The 17,414-nt window shown below is 65.6% G+C and carries 13 protein-coding genes; 3 read left to right on the plus strand and 10 right to left on the minus strand.

What is annotated here, in order from left to right; all coding sequences use genetic code 11:
- Positions 1-33: 33 nt before the first annotated feature.
- The 10 genes from ACX9OW_RS18130 to ACX9OW_RS18175 all read right to left on the minus strand — a co-directional run bounded on the left by ACX9OW_RS18130 (position 34) and on the right by ACX9OW_RS18175 (position 13,251).
- Positions 34-3,666 carry a glycosyltransferase gene (locus tag ACX9OW_RS18130; RefSeq protein ID WP_459062649.1) on the minus strand — a complete coding sequence of 1,211 codons (3,633 nt, stop codon included), beginning with the start codon at positions 3,664-3,666 and terminating at the stop codon, positions 34-36.
- Positions 3,663-5,057 (minus strand): FkbM family methyltransferase, encoded by a 1,395-nt coding sequence (locus tag ACX9OW_RS18135; RefSeq protein ID WP_459062650.1) that lies wholly within the window; start codon positions 5,055-5,057, stop codon positions 3,663-3,665. Before ACX9OW_RS18135 ends, ACX9OW_RS18130 begins: the two co-directional genes overlap by 4 nt.
- A gap of 8 nt (positions 5,058-5,065) precedes the next feature.
- On the minus strand, positions 5,066-6,337 hold the full coding sequence (locus ACX9OW_RS18140) for an ABC transporter ATP-binding protein (protein ID WP_459062651.1): 1,272 nt from the start codon (positions 6,335-6,337) through the stop codon (positions 5,066-5,068).
- Positions 6,334-7,128: an ABC transporter permease gene (locus tag ACX9OW_RS18145; RefSeq protein ID WP_111186692.1), complete on the minus strand. Its 795-nt coding sequence runs from the start codon at positions 7,126-7,128 to the stop codon at positions 6,334-6,336. The genes ACX9OW_RS18140 and ACX9OW_RS18145 overlap by 4 nt, the downstream gene beginning before the upstream one ends.
- 37 nt (positions 7,129-7,165) lie before the next feature.
- Positions 7,166-8,464 (minus strand): glycosyltransferase family 4 protein, encoded by a 1,299-nt coding sequence (locus ACX9OW_RS18150; protein ID WP_459062652.1) that lies wholly within the window; start codon positions 8,462-8,464, stop codon positions 7,166-7,168.
- Positions 8,465-8,472: 8 nt separating this feature from the next.
- Complete coding sequence (locus tag ACX9OW_RS18155; RefSeq protein WP_065175355.1) at positions 8,473-9,645, minus strand: cystathionine gamma-synthase; 1,173 nt, start codon at positions 9,643-9,645, stop codon at positions 8,473-8,475.
- Positions 9,646-9,768: 123 nt separating this feature from the next.
- Positions 9,769-11,139: a pyridoxal-phosphate dependent enzyme gene (locus tag ACX9OW_RS18160; RefSeq protein WP_053516986.1), complete on the minus strand. Its 1,371-nt coding sequence runs from the start codon at positions 11,137-11,139 to the stop codon at positions 9,769-9,771.
- 304 nt (positions 11,140-11,443) lie between these two features.
- A complete protein-coding gene (locus ACX9OW_RS18165) occupies positions 11,444-11,680 on the minus strand; it encodes a YdcH family protein (RefSeq protein WP_053516987.1) in 237 nt (78 codons plus the stop codon).
- Positions 11,681-12,004: 324 nt separating this feature from the next.
- Positions 12,005-12,889, minus strand: coding sequence for an OmpA family protein (locus tag ACX9OW_RS18170; RefSeq protein WP_053516988.1), 885 nt, complete (start codon positions 12,887-12,889; stop codon positions 12,005-12,007).
- Positions 12,886-13,251: a DUF4398 domain-containing protein gene (locus ACX9OW_RS18175; RefSeq protein WP_053516990.1), complete on the minus strand. Its 366-nt coding sequence runs from the start codon at positions 13,249-13,251 to the stop codon at positions 12,886-12,888. The genes ACX9OW_RS18170 and ACX9OW_RS18175 overlap by 4 nt, the downstream gene beginning before the upstream one ends.
- A gap of 121 nt (positions 13,252-13,372) precedes the next feature.
- Here ACX9OW_RS18175 and ACX9OW_RS18180 point away from each other — a divergent pair, with 121 nt between their 5' ends.
- From ACX9OW_RS18180 to ACX9OW_RS18190, 3 genes are all read left to right on the plus strand, one after another.
- Positions 13,373-14,500, plus strand: a complete 1,128-nt coding sequence (locus ACX9OW_RS18180) for a PilT/PilU family type 4a pilus ATPase (protein ID WP_053516991.1) — start codon at positions 13,373-13,375, stop codon at positions 14,498-14,500.
- A gap of 131 nt (positions 14,501-14,631) precedes the next feature.
- The gene (locus ACX9OW_RS18185) at positions 14,632-15,915 is read left to right on the plus strand and encodes a putative DNA modification/repair radical SAM protein (protein ID WP_065182510.1); all 1,284 of its coding nucleotides are present in this window, start codon (positions 14,632-14,634) and stop codon (positions 15,913-15,915) included.
- A complete protein-coding gene (locus ACX9OW_RS18190) occupies positions 15,896-17,392 on the plus strand; it encodes a UdgX family uracil-DNA binding protein (protein WP_459062653.1) in 1,497 nt (498 codons plus the stop codon). The genes ACX9OW_RS18185 and ACX9OW_RS18190 overlap by 20 nt, the downstream gene beginning before the upstream one ends.
- Positions 17,393-17,414: the final 22 nt, after the last annotated feature.

The following is a 17,414-nucleotide window of genomic DNA, read 5'->3' on the forward strand; positions in this document are numbered from 1 at the left end:
TCATTCTCGTTGTAATGGTAGGGCGGAGGAGTGTCACTGGGCCAGGTGGACCAGCTGGCGGGTGATGCTGTCCAGTCGGGCGGCCAGCCTGGGATAGCGATGATCCGACCGCCATTGGGCAGCGCGCTGCTGGACGGCTTCGATGGCCGCGTCGCCCGCGTTCCAGCCTGCGTGCAGTGCGGCCAGGCCGCGCGCGATATCGTTGGGGCGCGTGCCCGGCAGTCTGTGGACGATGTTACCGACGTCATCGAAGATTGGAATAGGCGTGACCGCCACCGGACGGCCTGCCGCCAGGCCGTAGCGCACTGCACCACTCGCGGATTCGCCGGTTCCCTGGTACGGGAACACGATGATGTCCGCCTCCTGCAGCAATGCCATGCTGTCTGCGTCACGCTGGAAACCGGTGAGGATGCGCACATGCGACTTGAGCCCCAGCCGTGACACGAGTTGTTCGGCCCGCTGGATCTGCTCGGCCGAGGCGGGATCCGGATACTCCGCATTGACCATGGTCAGGCAGGCATCGATGCCGGACCGCCGCAGGATGCTCACTGACTCGATCAGCTCCAGCAGCCCCTTGTGCGGCAGGAAGAATCCATAGGAGGCGAGGTGCAGCCTGGTGCTGCCCCTGCGCGGAGCGACAACCGGAGCATCCATGATGCCGTGCGGATAGAGCGCCGTGTTCCGCTCGACACCAACGGCCTTGAGGCGATTGAGGTCTTCGATGCTGTGCACGAGTACACGGTCACACAGGGCCAGCGAAGGCGCGATGATCCGCAGCAGCTTGGTGGGCGTCTCGGCAGCGTCGATGGTGGCATGCATCAGGACCACCACGGTGCGCCCTGCCGCCTTCTGGCGGGCGAGGAAACGTTCGAAGTGCGGGAAATCGAAGAAGGCGTACTGGAACTGGATGACCAGAGCCTTCAGTTCAAGGCGCTCGATCTCGGCCGAAAGGCGCGACAGATCGTCACCGAAACCGCGTGTCCAGCAACGGGTGACTTCCGGGCCGTCATCGAACGTGCGATCAGCGTCGTCGGCAGCCAGAATACTCACCGGCGCGTGCAGTCCCTCAACAAGATTGCTGGCGTAGGTGGCGATTCCACAGCGCGTGTTCCAGCTCGTGATCCACCCGGTGGCAACCGAAGGAAGCCCGGGGTCACCGGCAAACGAGCGCACGTCCTGCTCAAGCTTGCGCGCCACGTCCGACCACTTGAAGCGTTCCAGCAGCAGGGCCCTGGCACGTTCGGCACGCTCGGCACGCAGTGCGGGCGGGGCCGAATGCACCTGCACCAGCGCATCCGTCAGTGAGGCCACATCCGGTTCTGCCCAGACCGAGCCATGCAGGTTGAAATGGGTCCTTGCCTGGACAAAACGGTAATCCACCAGCCAGGCTGTGTCAGGCGTGCAGAAGTCCAGCTGACCGCCCCACGCAGTCGTGATCACAGGCAGATCCATCAGCATGGCCTCTGCCATCGGAAGGCCAAAACCCTCCGCACGGCTCGGCGAGACCAGTGCTTGGCATTGGGCGTACAGCGCCTTCAACTGCCCATCGGTGATGTCGCCCTCGATGATCCTGACATCCGGGAAATCGTCGCGGCCAGCAGAGGCTTCCTGCAGCCAGCGGTGAACTTCATTGTGCGGATTGGCGAACGTCTTGATGACCAGCGAAACATCATCGGCGTTGGTGAAGGCCTGGCCATACGCGATCAACAGGGCATCCACGCCCTTGCGCGGGAAGCAGGAAGAGACATGCAGGAACCGGAACGCCTTGCCCTCTATGCGATACGCCGGGTCTGCCTCCACCGACAGCCAGTGGTCGACACCACAGGAGCCCACGCGCAGCGGAACCGCCGCACCGTTGTCGACCATGATCTTCTGCACGTGATTGGACAGGCACGAAATGCCCTGCAGGTTCACGTTGAAGTCGTCCATCCATGCCTGCGGGAAACCGGACTCCTCCCACGCATACAGATGCACGGTGTTGATCCGTGACTCCATGTCGGCAACCCGCGGCGGGTACATCATGCGGCTGGTGACGGTCGCCTGCGAAGCGGGAAGCCCGGCCGCGCCGGCATGCAGCGCTGCGATGGCCGGATTGTCCTGCAGGAACTGCTGCGAAGGCTCGAAATCACCCGGGCCCTCACTGGAATGCAGGACCACATTGTGCCCGCGCGCCTTCAGGGCCAACGCAAGATTCCGGTTGACCAGCGCCAGACTGTAGCTGCTGTCGAACGGGCCCTCGATGCGCCAGTCCAGCCGATCAGGCAGTTCACCGGAGCGGGCAACGGCCAGGTTGGCTTCCATGGCGGCAGAGATCGCCCGTGCCGCAACCTGCAACTCCAGGTCGCTGGGGCCGGGAGAAGCATCCAGGCGGCCGAGCTCGGACAACAGCGACTGATAGTTGCCCTTCAGGGCACGCCGGCTTTCCTGCCAGCCACGCGGTACCGGACGACGATCCGCCACCACGCGCTCGAACGCGGCGAGCGCGGTACAGGCCGTTGTATCCCAGGAGAAGCGCGCGGCCTGCTGCGGCGCATGCGCGCGCAGCGCCGAGGCGAAATCGGCGTCCTCCAGCACACGGCGGATGGAACGCGTCATGTCTACCACGTCGGTCGGGTCGAACAACGCATCCTGTCGGCCAATGACCTCGGGCACACTGGTGGTACCAGAGCCGATCGTCGGCGCACCACAGGCCATAGCTTCCAGTGCCGGGAGCCCGAAGCCCTCATGCAACGACGGGAACACATAGACGCTCGACGCGCTGTAGAGAAGAATCAACTCGTCGTCGGTTATGTAGCCGGTGTACACCACGCGATCGGCGATGCCCAGCTGCCCGGCCAGGATGTTGAAGCGCACCATGTCGTGTGCACTGACCTTGCCGGCGATCACCAACTGATGCTGTCTCAGCAACGCATCGCCAAGCATGGCAAACGACTGCAGCAGCCTCTCTGCATTCTTGCGCGGCTCCATCGCACCGCTGTACATCACGTAGCCCTGCGTAATGCCGAAGCGCTGGCGCAGCCGGTCGCGCTGCTCCGGGCCGATGGCCAGCGGCTGGAAATGCGGGGAAATGGCCGAGGACATGTTGACGATGCGCGCTGGATCCAGGCTCAGGGCCTGCAGTGCCTCCTCACGCGCGTGACCGGAGATGGACAGCAACAGCTCCGAGCGCTTCAGCGCCTCGAGCTTGTCCATGTACCAGGCCCGGCCCCAGTCCGAGCCGAGGTACTTTTCCGGGTTCAACAGGGGAATCAGGTCATACAGCGTCATCGCCGAGGGGGCGCCGCCCGGCAGCCGCCCGATCGAGGTCACCGCCCCGCCCTGGGCCCCCTCGAACAGGCTCGATACGTGCACGATGTCCGGCTGCAGGCCGGCCAGCGCCGATTCCCACATCAGCTCCGACGACTGCCGCCTCCAGGCGTTGTCAGCCTGCGGCCAACCGACCTCGGAGAAGGTGTCGAAAACGCGGATCCGGCTTTCCGGAAGCACGCCGTCAAAGGCTGCGCGGATATCGTCGATGCCGTCCGGGAATGCACCATTGAGCGCCAGCCAGACTTCGTGATCGCCCGCATTGCGGGCCATGGCCTGCGCCAGCGATACCGAATAACGGCCGATGCCACGGAAACGGCTTTCCGTCTGCGCGCCCTGTAGATCGATCACCAGCCTCATGAACCTGCTCCCCGCTTGCAGGCAACGCGAAGGTCCTCGAGAACCTTCAGTGCCTTTCCATCCAGATGGATCGCTCTCCCTTCCCGCTCGCGCCCTCCCAGGGGCGGCTGCGGATTGGCCTGCGATGCTGCGGCGAACATGCCGCCATCACTGGCCATTGCGAACAAGCGATTGTAGAGGAAGGGAATGCGCACCACGACCGGCTTGGCCATCCGCCGCAACCCTGGAACCTTGAAAGCCAGCTTCAGACTGGCCACGACCAGGGGTCGCAGTGCCCGCTTGGAGGCAGCCAGCACGCCGCCGGACATCCGCCTCCTCACCGCCCGCAGCGGACGCGTCAGCTGCCAGGAGCGGCTCTGCTCCATGGTCGTGACAGTGGCGGCAAGCTCCTCTGCACGCAGCCACCAGCGATGCGCTTCGACCTGCTGCGCGGTGAGCGCGGCGCGGGCTTCGGCCAGCTCCTGGGTGCTCTGCTCGGTGGCCTGCTCGATCGCGCGTGCGGTGTCCTCCAGGACGCGGTGCTGGGCCAGTACCATCGTATTGATGGCGTTGGCATGATCGACACTCGCGCGCTCCAATTCACTGCGCAGGTGATTGATCGATTCCTCCTGCGCTGCGATCAGTTCGTCGCGTTCGGCAATCTGTTGCTCGGTGTGAACCTTCAATGCGTGATAGGACAGGTTCACCTCGCCGCAGAACATGGACGAAGCACTGAGGCTGAAGTCATCGAAGACGTTCGGGCCACAGTTGAAAGCGGGAAGCAGTTCAGGATGTGCCTCGCTCACATAGAACCTGTTGAGGCCGTCGAAGTACGCGAAACGGTAGCCCTTTGCCAGCACGGCAGGTTCCCACTCGGCGTAGGTCTGTTCCGGGCTCAATGGACGCGTGCTCTCGATCACCACGACCCATGGCCGCAGTTCGGACTGTCTCCATCCTTCGATGACCCGCCCCTCGGCGCCTTCGACGTCGATCTTCAACCAGTGGATCTCACGCCCGTTGAACTGCTCGAGCACCGTGTCCAGGGTCATCGTGGGAACACGGATTTCGGTCACCCGGAAGCCCGCTTCGCGATGCTCCTCGGCAATGGACTCTTCCAGCGTGCTCAGGCCGGTCTCGGCGATGTCGAAGAAGCGCAGCACACCTGGCGTGTTCGAGAGCGCCACCTGCAACACGATTTCATCCTGACGGCGCTCCCGCAGGAGGTTGGCGTAATGCGGCGTCGGTTCCACATGCAGGCCGCGCCAGCCCCGCTCGTGGAACAGGCGGCTGACCGAGTCGGTATCCGGGCTCTGCGCACCAACATCGATGTAGCAGCCGTCCTGCACGCCCGACAGGGCGCGCCACAGCATGATGTCCTCGAAGTTCTGGGCATAGGAAATCAACTTTTGCATCGACGTGTTCACTCTTGCTGCAGCCCTTCGTTGCCCTGTGCGGAGGGACCGGAGCGATCCACGCTGAACTGTGCATCGAGCCAGTTTGAGCCGATGAACGTGGTCCGGTTGGCATTCATCACATCGAACACCAGCAGGTTGTCCACCCATTCGAAGTTGTCGACCAGGTGGGTTTCGGTGCTGACCAGCGCCGGGGAGATCGAATAGGAACCCGGCCCCAGCGTGCAGGTGAAGTCGAGATGGAACACAAGCCGTTCACCGGCACGGACGTCCCGCTGCACCTGTCGTGTGTGCCAGGTGTTACTGCCCCAGATGATGTGTCCCTGCTTGTCCCGCATCATGAAACCGAGTACCAGGCTGGGCAGATTCTCACCGACACTGGCCTCGAGCTCGACGCGCAGTTTCTGGCCCACCATCGCAAGTGCAACCTCCTGCTGCGTCTCCGCATCGAGCAGGCGCATGCGAGCGACCTTGGCCTGGCCGGTCCCGCTCCGGGTAGTCACCCAGCCGGATTTGCCACGGCGCTGCTCGACCGCAAGCGTCTCGTTTTCCTTCTTCGCGATCAGCGCGTTGTAGAAATCGATGACCTCGTCCGGCTCGCCATCCTTCAGCACTCGTCCCTTGTCCAGCAGGATCGCGCGGTCGCACAGTGCCTTCACGTCGCTGAGGCTGTGCGAGACCAGCATGATCGACGTGCCCTCCTCGCGGAAGCGACGCATGCGGTCGAAGCTCTTGTGCTGGAAGTAGCTGTCGCCGACCGACAGGGCCTCGTCGACGATCAGCAGGTCCGGGGTGAATGCAGTGGCGACGGCAAACGCCACGCGCACCTGCATGCCGCTGGAATAGGTACGCACGGGCTGGTCGAAGTACTCGCCCACTTCGGCGAAGGCCTCGATCTCCGGCATCGCGGCTTCGATCTGCTCCTGCGAGTAGCCCATCAGGCCTGCGGAGTGGAACGCGTTCTGGCGACCGGTGAGGTCGGGGTTGAAGCCCATGCCCAGCTCGAGAATCGCCGCAACGCGGCCGGTCCGCGTCACCTGGCCCTCGGTGGGCTGGGCGGTTCCGGTGATGAGCTTGAGCAGGGTGCTCTTGCCCGCGCCGTTCTGGCCGATCACGCCCACGGCTTCGCCGGGCGCGATGGTGAAAGACACATTGCGCAGCACCCAGTTCTCTTCCTTGGGCCGCGTCGGCACACCGAACCAGCGGGCCGCGCGCAGCCACTCACTCGTCCAGACACGATACGCCTTGCCGACGTTGTCGACCTTCAGTTCACCACTCATAGCGCATCCACCATTTCCGGGCTGGCACGACGGAACATCACCAGCGAAGCCAATGCCAGCACCACCGTGGCGATCATCAGCCACAACAGGTCACCCCAGACCGGCGGCTTGTCGAACAGCAGCACGTTCTGGTAGCTGGTAACCAGCGGCAGCAACGGGTTGAGCCGGAAGATAGCCTGCACGCGCTCGGGCAGAATGGTGATGTGGTAGACGATGGGGGTCAGCCAGAACAATGCCTGCAGGACCACCGGGACGACCTGGCCGATATCGCGCATGAACACGTTGAGCACGCCCAGCAGCAGGCCCAGCGCCATCGAGAAACTCAGCGTCAGCAGCATCAGCGCCGGCAGCCACAGGGCCTCGGCCGTGGGCATGTGGCCCATCACCGCGAACACCGCGAAGATCGCCACCAGCAGCAGCACGTTGTTGACCAGCATCGTGCCACCGGCGATGAACGGCAGGCAGATGCGGGGGAACGACATCTTCTTCATCAGGTTGCCGCTGTCGACGAACAGGTTCACCGACTTGCCGATGGTCTCGGAGAACATCGTCCAGCACAGGGTGCCGGACATCAGGTACAGCGCGTAACCGTACTTGTCATCGATGCCCGGCAGCTTGGCGGCCAGCACCTCGGACAGGATCGTGGCGAAGATCAGCACCTGCATCAGCGGGTGGATGATCATCCACAAGGCGCCCAGGCGGCTGCGGATGAAGCGCAGCCGCAGCTCGTTCTTGATCGAGGAAAAAATGAAATAGCGGTAGTTCCACAGGGCTTTCAGCATACCCAGCATGTCCAATCCTCGTGCCCGGTGGTGGTGGTTCTTGGGTTCATCGGTCGTGTCGTTCCAAAGACTGCAATCGAGCGCGCATGGCCGTTGCGGCGGCCTGCAGGCTCATGGTTTCCAGGATGTCGCTGCGTGCCTGCACGCCGATCCGCTGCGCCAGGCCCGGTTCACGGGCGAGCCGGCGCATCCACGCTGCCGCGGCCGGCACGTCGGCCTCGGCCCAGGTGCCGCCATCGGCGAAGGGATACTCCCCAGGGCGGATCGGCACCGTGCGGAACGGCACCAGGCAGCTGTTGCCATCGTTCATGAAATCGAGATTGCCCGACCAGGCGGTGGCGATCACCGGCTTGCCACGGGCCATGCTCTCGGCCAGTCCGAGCCCCAGCCCTTCCGCGCGGTGCAGCGAGACATAGGCATCGGCAGTCTCCTGCAGTGCGTGCAGCTGCGCATCGTCGAGCACCTGGTCGCGTACCAGGATGCGCGGATCGCCGGCAGCCTGCTGCATCAGCTCGCGCAGCCGCTGCGGATGTCGGAAGCCGTTGCTGCACTTCATCACCAGCTGCACGTTGTCCGGTGCACCATCGAAGGCCGCGCGGAACGCCGCCAGCACCGCCCACGGATTCTTGCGGTGGATCGACGAATTGAAGTCGAAGCTGCACAGGAACACGAACGCGTCGTCGTCCAGGCCGAAGCTGGACCGGGCCAGGTCCGCGCCGGGCTGCGGCACGATCGGATGCGGAATGCGCACCACCGGCTTGCCGGTCGCGCGCCGGAAGGCATCCTCGACGAAGCGGGTGGAGACCCAGACTTCGTCGACCTGCTCCAGCGTTCGCTGCCATGCGGCCGGCACGGTATCCAGTTCCCAGAACCAGAACGCGATGGTGTAGGTATCGCGTGGCAGGCGGGGCGCCAGTTCACCGAACAGGTCCGGATTCACGAATACCAGGTTGAAGGGATAGGGCGCGCCCCGTCCGAGCTGACCGGACAGGCTGTGGTCATTGCACGCATGCGGGATGCGGAGGGCGGCATCGTTCACCGCAACCGGATATCCCTCACCCAGCAGGGCACGGGCATACATCCGTGCCGCCTGCCCCAGGCCGAACTGGCCGTGGATGTAGCCGTACAGATTGACGCCCGGCCCCAGGGTGGGATCGGTCGGCGGGAAGACCAGCGCTTCACCGCGCGCGTCGCCAGCGGCCGGTGCGGGCAGCGCGGGGAAACGCGCCTGCTCCAGTCCGCGGGCAAGCCACCAACGGCGCAGCCCGCCCAGGCGGGCGCGCAGGGCGTGGACGATGCGACGTGGCGCCCGCGTCCCTCCCCGGCTTTCGTCGTTGCTGGCCATGGTGCGGCTCAACCCAGCGCCCGTTCCAGGTCCAACTGCAGGTCGCCCAGGTCTTCCACCCCCACGCTCAGGCGCACCAGCGCATCGCTGATGCCCAGCTGCTCGCGGCGCGCGACCGGGATCGACGCATGGGTCATCACGGCAGGATGGTTGACCAGGCTCTCCACGCCGCCGAGCGATTCGGCCAGGGTGAACAGCTCGGTCTTCTCGCAGAAGCGCTTGGCCGCCTCGAAACCGCCCTTGAGGACGATCGAGACGATGCCGCCGTAGCCGCCCATCTGGCGGGTCGCCAGGTCGTGCTGCGGGTGCGAGGCCAGGCCGGGGTAGATCACCTTGTCCACCGCCGGGTGCTTTTCCAGCCATTGGGCCAGGGCCAGCGCATTGGCGCAGTGCGCCTTCATGCGCAGCGGCAGGGTCTTCAGGCCACGCAGGGCCAGGAAGCTGTCGAACGGCCCCTGCACGCCCCCCACCGAGTTCTGCAGGAACGCCATCTGCTCGGCCAGTTCGGCGTTGTCGCCGACCACGACCATGCCGCCGACCATGTCCGAATGCCCGTTGAGGTACTTCGTGGCCGAGTGCAGGACCAGATCCGCACCCAGTTCCAGCGGACGCTGCAGCATCGGTGAGGCGAATGTGTTGTCCACCACCACGATCAGGCCGTGGCGCTTGGCGATGGCGGCGACCGCGGCGATGTCCACGATCTTCAGCATCGGGTTGGTCGGGGTTTCGATCCACACCATGCGCGTGGCCGGCGTGATCGCAGCCTCGAACGCGGCCAGGTCGGTCAGATCGACGAAGCTGAAGTCCAGCCCGGCGGTACGACGGCGCACGCGCTCGAACAGGCGGAAGCTGCCGCCATAGATGTCATCCATCGCCACCACGTGGCTGCCGGCGTCCAGCAGTTCGATCACGGTCGAGCTGGCGGCCATGCCGGAAGCAAAGGCGAAACCGCGGGTTCCCCCCTCCAGCGAGGCGACGCAGCGCTCATAGGCAAAGCGGGTCGGATTGTGCGTACGCGAGTATTCGAAGCCCTGGTGCTCGCCCGGGCTGGACTGCGCATAGGTCGAGGTGGCGTAGATCGGCGGCATCACCGCACCGGTGCTCGGATCGGGCGACTGGCCGCCGTGGATGGCCAGGGTGGCCAGGGCGAGCGCGCGATCCTGGGAAGAAGCGTTGGACATGTTGATTCCTGATGGGCACCGGTGGACGGTGCCGTCGAAGGAGCGGAAGTCTATCAGCGCGGCCTTAACAACCTTTGACGCGAATAAACGTGAATTCAGCTGCGATCGTCTGCGATCTTCGCGTTACTGAACGCGACGCCGCAGGTAGTTGAGCAGATCGATCCGGGTGATCAGGCCGAGGAAGGCATTGCCGTCCATGACGATCGCCACCTGGCCACGATCGAAGACGGGCAGCAGGGCTTCGATCGGCGACTTCACGTCCAGCCGGTCCAGCTTGCTGACCATGGCCGTGGCCACCGGATCCCGGAAGCGCGCCTCGTCGCCGTAGACATGCAGCAGTACGTCGCTTTCATCGACGATGCCGACCAGCTGGTCGCCCTCCATCACCGGCAGCTGCGAGACGTCGTACAGCTTCATCCGCTGGTAGGCGGTGGTCAACAGATCATTCGGGCCGATCACGACGGTGTCGCGCTGGCCGTACGGGCGCAGGATCAGGTCGCGCAGGTCGCCGTGCTGCGGGCGCTCGAGGAAGCCGTTGTCCAGCATCCAGTAGTCGTTGTACATCTTCGACAGGTACTTGTTGCCGGTGTCGCACACCAGCACCAGCACCTTCTTCGGCGTGGTCTGCTCGCGGCAGTACTTCAGTGCGGCGGCGAGCAGGGTACCCGTGGAGGAGCCACCGAGGATGCCTTCCTTGCCCAGCAGTTCGCGTGCGGTGTGGAAGCTCTCGGCGTCGCTGATGGCATAGGCCTTGGTGACACGGCTGAAATCGGAGATCGAGGGCAGGAAATCCTCGCCGATGCCTTCCACCAGCCAGCTGCCCGACTTGTCATTGAGCACGCCATCATTGATGTACTCGGCCAGGATCGACCCGACCGGGTCGGCCAGCACCAGCTCGGTCTTCGGCGACAGCGTGGCGAAGGCGCGCGACAGGCCGGTCATGGTGCCCGAGCTGCCGCAGCCGAACACGATGGCGTCCAGATCGCCGCCCATCTGCTCCAGGATCTCCGGGCCGGTGCCGAATTCGTGGGCGGCCGGATTGTCGGGGTTGCCGAACTGGTTGATGAAGTAGGCGCCCGGCGTCTGCTCGGCGATGGTCTTTGCCAGGTCCTGGTAGTACTCCGGGTGGCCCTTGGCCACGTCCGAGCGGGTCAGACGCACTTCAGCGCCCATCGCCTTCAGATTGAAGATCTTTTCCCGGCTCATCTTGTCGGGAACAACCAGGATCAACTTGTAGCCCTTCTGCTGGGCGACCAGGGCCAGGCCCAGTCCGGTGTTGCCCGCGGTGCCCTCGACCAGCGTCGCGCCCGGCTTCAGGTCCCCGCGCTTCTCCGCTGCCTCGATCATCGACAGGCCGATGCGATCCTTGATCGATCCACCCGGGTTGGCGTTCTCGAGCTTCAGATAGAGCTCGCAGACACCGGTGTCCAGGCGCTGGGCCTTGACGATCGGGGTCTGGCCAATGAGTTCGAGGACGGAAGAATGGATGGGCATTCGCAGGACTTTCGGTTCGCGCCACACAGGGCCGGACAGATGATTATCCGACGGATGGCGCTGAAAGTCAGGTCAGTCCGGGTATGGGCGCGACGCTGCCGGAAAAGGGATGCGGACGGCCCCGGATCGACGAGGAGACCGGTACCGTCCGCATCGATGAGACAGGGACGTGCGGGCCAAGGCACCACCGCCTGTGGTGCCTTGGCGCGGCCGCCGTCATCGGCGGTACCGCGACGCCAGGGCGCGAGCGCCTGGCCGGGCCTTCTGTGGCCGGATCACGCCGTTCCGGGCGTGACGAGGTGCGTCACAGCGTGGCGGACGTCGTTGGGAGCGGTGTTTCGTACATTCGCAGAAGTCGTTGCTTGGCCAGCAGCTTCTCACGCTTCATGCGACCCAGGGTGACATCATCGATCGGGAGTACACCCAACTCCGCGTCCATGCACTTCTTGTTCAACTTGCGGTGCTGGTCATGGAGTGCCCTGAACTCCGGATCACGCGCGCGACGTGCGTCGATCTCGCTCTGGGGCTGATCTTCAAACATGATGGACCTCCTTCGACAGATACGCGAACGCCCCGGCCGCAAGGCACGGGGCGTTGTTCATGGAGGAGCGCCGTTCGATGGCTGCATGGGTGCGCACAACGACCTGCGGCACTGGCCTGCGCACGTCGGTCTGCTGCGGTTCGCGCCCTGCTTGCATCGGCCCGGCCCTCCCATCGTCCGGTCCGCGGCATTGCGTCCCGGACGATTGACCCTACGCCTGCTCCGGGCGGGGTACAAGACCCCTGCGACAAAAAGACCGAACCCCGCCGGGGCGGGGTTCAGGCTGAATGCTCAACGCAACGAAAAACAAACAATATCAATCAATTACGGGGCGATGATGACCTCGGCCGAGCGCGCCCGGGTCGACGCCGCCTTCTTGCCGCTGATCTGGATGCGGTTGCTGGCGACACCGCCCGCCACCAGTGCATCACGCAGGGCCTCGGCGCGCTTCTGCCCGACGCCGTTGGCGCTGTCGTAGGCCTCGATGCGCAGCCGGCCCTTCTTGCCGATGTTCAGGTACTCGGCCAACGCCTTGGCCTGGTTGCGCGCCCCGGCGGACAGACTGGAGCCGCCCGCTCCGAAAGCATCACCGGCGAAGGTGAAGACCTCGCCGCGTCCGTCGAACTTCGAGCCCGGCAGCTTCTGCCCGGACACCAGCTCGGCCTCCTCGCGGGCCAGTTTCGCCGCATTCTGCTGGGCCGCGCTCAATCGTTGCTGCTGCTTGCCGGCCACGCTGGTCAGGGCGTTCTCGGCGTCCTGCCGTGCCAGCGTCTCGGCCTCGGCAGCCTGACGCAGGCGTTCAGCTTCCTCGGCCTGCATCTGCGCCTGCATGCGCAGCTGTTCGGCCTCCTGGCGGGCGCGGGCGGCATCGCGGCGGCTCGCCTCGATCAGCAGGTCACTGCGGGTCCGCTCGAGCCGATCGACCTCACGGGCGGCCAGGGCCGCGCGTACGGCGGTCTCGGCGATCTCGACCCGGCGCTGGGCCAGGTAGGTCGCCAACTCCTGGTCGCGGCGCTTGGCCTTGTCCAGGGTGGCAATGGCCTGCTGGGCCTGCATGCGCTCGAAGGCGCCCAGTTCGGCGGTGTCCGGATTGGCCTGGATGGCCATCAGGCGCTGGCTCAGCTGGGCCACCACGGGGTTGTCGGCCGCCAGGGCAAGGGTCGGCAGAGCCAGCAGTACGGCCAGGGTTGCGGCGTTCACGGGTTTCACCGGCGGTCCTCCCCGGTCGAGAGCTGGCGCTGCAGCTGGTTGACCTCGTTGCGGCGCAGCTGCAGCTGCGCGGTGGCAGTGGCCTCCTCGCTGCGGGCGCGGGCCAGGTCGGCATCGGCCGCCGCGCGCAGGGCCATGGCCGGGGCGTTCTTGCGTTCGCGGCGATCGCCAGCGGCGCGCTGCGCCTGCTCCAGGCCCTGCCGGGCCAGATCGATCAGGTCCGGCGCGTACTGGTCGGCATCGGCCTGGGTGGCCTTGTCCACCGCCTGCCGGGCCTGGGCCAGTTCCAGCGCACCGTCCTGCGCCCAGGCGGGGGCAGACAGTGCGAATGCAAACGCCATCACATACAGGCCGTGGCGCATTCGTGCGAAGCTAGGTCGTTTCATCGGGGAGGCCGTACCGGTTGTCGGTTCACGGCCATTGTCGTCAAGCCAGCGCCGTGCTTGCAACGGGCGCCGGCAGTTTCGTTGGGGAAAATTCGCGATGGATATCGGCTACTTCCTGAAGCTGATGACCGAAAAGAACGCCTCGGACATGTTCCTGACCACCGGAGCACCGGTCTACATCAAGATCGAGGGGAAGCTTTACCCGCTGGGCAACACCGGCCTGCCGCCCGGCATGGTCAAGAAGATCGCCTATTCGCTGATGGACGAGGGCCAGGTGCCGCAGTTCGAGCGCGAGCTGGAGCTCAACATGGCCATCGCCCTGGCCGATGCCGGCCGTTTCCGGGTGAACGTGTTCAAGCAGCGGGGCGAGGTCGGCATGGTCATCCGCGCCATCCGCAGCCGGATCCCGAGCATCGAGGAGCTGAACCTGCCGCAGGTGCTGAAGGACGTCATCATGACCCCGCGCGGGCTGGTGCTGGTGGTGGGGTCCACCGGTTCCGGCAAATCGACCTCGCTGGCGTCGATGATCGACCATCGCAACAGCACCACGACCGGACACATCCTCACCATCGAGGATCCGATCGAGTACCTGCACAAGCACAAGATGTCCATCGTCAACCAGCGTGAAGTGGGGCTGGACACCCATGCCTTCCACAATGCGCTGAAGAACGCGATGCGCGAGGCACCGGACGTCATCCTGATCGGCGAGATCCTGGATGCCGAGACGATGGAAGCGGCCATCGCCTTCGCCGAGACCGGCCATCTGTGCCTGGCCACGCTGCATTCCAACAATGCCGACCAGACCATCGAGCGGATCCTCAACTTCTTCCCGGAAAGCGCGCACAAGAACGTGCTGATGAACCTGGCGCTGAACCTGCGTGCGGTGATCAGCCAGCGCCTGGTGAAGAACAAGGACGGCCGCCGTCTTCCAGCCACCGAGGTGCTGATCAACACCCCGATGATCCGCGACCTGCTGCGACGCGGCCAGGTGCACGAGATCAAGGCCGCGATGGAAGCCTCGCTGGAAGAAGGCATGGAGAGCTTCGACCAATGCCTGTTCCGGCTCGCCAAGTCTGGCGTGATCGAGCAGGAGGAAGCCTTGCGCGCTGCCGATTCGCGCGACGGCCTGGCGCTGAAGTTCCGCCTCTCCGAAGGCAGCAGCGGCGAGCACGACCCGTACGCCGACTATTCAGCAGGCCAGCCGAGCATCACCCACGGCTTCTGATCCACCCCCGCCGGGCCATGCCCGGCGGGGGTGCCAGTGCATCGGTAGCGCCGGGCCATGCCCGGCGGCAGATCCTGAAGAGTTCAGGGGCTGTCTCACCCAATGAGACAGCCCCTGCGTAGCGTGCCGCCATGGACACCCTCCGCAAGCTGGCCATTCTTGCCGACGCCGCCAAATACGACGCCTCCTGTGCTTCCAGCGGGTCCGGCAAGCGCGACTCCCGGACCAGCGGTGGCATCGGCAGCACCGAGGGCATGGGCATCTGCCACAGCTACACGCCGGACGGCCGCTGCGTGTCCCTGTTGAAGATCCTGCTCACCAACTTCTGCGTCTACGACTGTGCGTACTGCATCAACCGCGTCTCCAGCAACGTGCCACGCGCGCGTTTCAGTGTGGATGAGGTGGTCGCGCTGACCCTGGATTTCTACAAGCGCAACTACATCGAGGGCCTGTTCCTTTCCAGCGGAATCATCCGCAATGCGGATTACACGATGGAGCGCCTGGTGGAAGTCGCCCGCCGGCTGCGCGAGGAACATCGCTTCGCCGGCTACATCCACCTCAAGACCATTCCCGAAGCATCGCCGGAACTGCTGGCAGCGGCCGGCCGGCACGCCGACCGTCTCTCGATCAATGTCGAACTGCCCACCGAGGCCGGATTGACGAAACTGGCTCCGGAGAAGACCGTCGGCTCGATCCGCGGCGCCATGGGCGAGCTGCGCTGGCGCATCGAGGAGGCCAAGGAGGCCGGCAAGGCATCGCGCGCGATCACCGCGGGCGCGCCGCGCCGGACGCGAGCGAAAGCCCCGCGCTTCGCACCGGCGGGGCAGAGCACCCAGATGATCGTCGGTGCCGATGGCGCCAGCGACAGGCAGATCCTCTGCAGTGCCGACAATCTGTACGGAAGTTACCGGATGCGCCGCGTCTACTACTCGGCCTTCAGCCCCATTCCCGACGCCAGTCTGCAGTTGCCGGTACAGCCGCCGCCTCTGCAGCGCGAGCATCGGCTGTACCAGGCGGACTGGCTGCTGCGCTTCTATGGCTACGGCGTGGAAGAGATCACCGACACCGCGCAGGGGGGCATGCTGGATCTGGACATCGATCCGAAGATGGCCTGGGCGATCCGCCATCCCGAGCGCTTCCCGGTCGACCTCAATCGTGCGCCGAAGGAACTGCTGCTGCGGGTTCCCGGGCTCGGCGTACGCAATGTGAAACGCGTGTTGATGGCGCGCCGCCATGGCCGGCTGCGGGTGGCGGACATTGCGAGGCTGAAGGCACCGATGGGCAAGCTGCTGCCGTTCGTGCTGCTGGCTGACCACCAGCCACGCAAGGCGCTGGAGGATCCTGTGGCATTGCGTGCGCGTTTGGCGCCGCCGCCCCGCCAGGGATCGCTGTTCGATGCACCGCCGGCGGCCTGACGCCCAGCGCTGGTCGCTGCGGGTCGATCCCCCGTGGTCGCTCGATGCCTGGCGGGGTGCAGCGCGCGAAGCGCTGCTGCGCGGACTGTCGCCCGAGCAGCTGGACTGGTTGGAAAGCAGCGCCGGGTCGTTGCTGGATGCTCCTGCAGCGACCCAGGCCCCGCTTCTGGAAACGCCCTCCGTGCCACATGTGCCGAGTGCGTTCCTTGAGCTGGCCTCCACCTGCCTGTGCCATGCCGATGCGCAGCCGATGCCACTGCTGTACCGGCTGCTGTGGCGGATCGTGCACGGCGAGCGCGCGCTGCTCTCCAATCCAACCGACGCCGATGTGCTGCGCGCGATGACGATGGCGCAGGCGGTCCGCCGCGACACGCACAAGATGAAGGCGTTCGTGCGCTTCCGCGAGATCCCCGGCGAGCAGGATGCCTTCATCGCATGGTTCGAGCCGCAGCATCGGATCGTCGACCGGGTCGCGGCGTTCTTCGCACGCCGCTTCGCTGGCATGCGCTGGGCCATCCTCACCCCCTACCGGAGCGTGCACTGGGATGGCCAGGCGCTGTCCTTCGGCGCTGGCGGGCACCGCGAGCAGGCGCCGGCGGAGGACGCACGCGAGACGCTCTGGCAGACCTACTACGCAAGCATCTTCAATCCCGCACGCCTCAACACGCGGATGATGCAGCAGGAGATGCCTGCCCGGTACTGGCGGCACCTGCCCGAGGCGCAGGTGCTGCCCGGGCTGATCCGCGATGCTGGCGACCGCGTGCAGGCCATGCACGATCGCCCGGCGCAGCCACCCCAGCGGCGGATTCCATCGCGGCAGGCGACATCCCCGGTCCCCTCACCCTCCAGTGATCTGGCTACCCTGCAGCGCCAGGCAGCGGGCTGCCGGCAGTGCCCCCTGTGGGAGTCCACCACGCAGGTGGTGTTCGGTGAAGGGCCTGGCGATGCACGGGTGATGCTGGTCGGCGAACAGCCGGGCGACACCGAGGACCTGTGCGGACGCCCCTTCGCGGGACCTGCCGGCGCGCTGCTGGACCGTGCCCTCTCCGAGCTGGGTATCGCCCGCTCCACGCTGTACCTGACCAACGCAGTGAAGCATTTCCACCACGAGAGGCGCGGCAAGGTGCGCCTGCACAAACGTCCGCAGGGCCGCCATGTGCAGGCCTGCCGTCCGTGGCTGCTCGGCGAGATCGAGCGGGTGCGGCCGGAGATCATCGTGTGCCTGGGCGCAACGGCGGCGTCGGCGGTGTTCGGCAGCCATTTCAGCCTGACGCGTGATCGCGCCCGTTGGCACACCCTGCCGGATGGCACCCGTGGCTCTGCCACGGTGCATCCCGCATGGGTGTTGCGGCAGGCCGACGAGGTCCGTCGAGAAGACGCCTACCGGCTGTTCCGCGATGACCTGCGGCAGTTGCTCATCGGGGATGCGGAATCCACAGGGCGTCGCCCCGCGCTGCCACCAACCAGCGAGGGGTAGCGCCGGACCATGCCCGGCGATC

It is taken from the genome of Stenotrophomonas genospecies 5 (assembly GCF_054473825.1).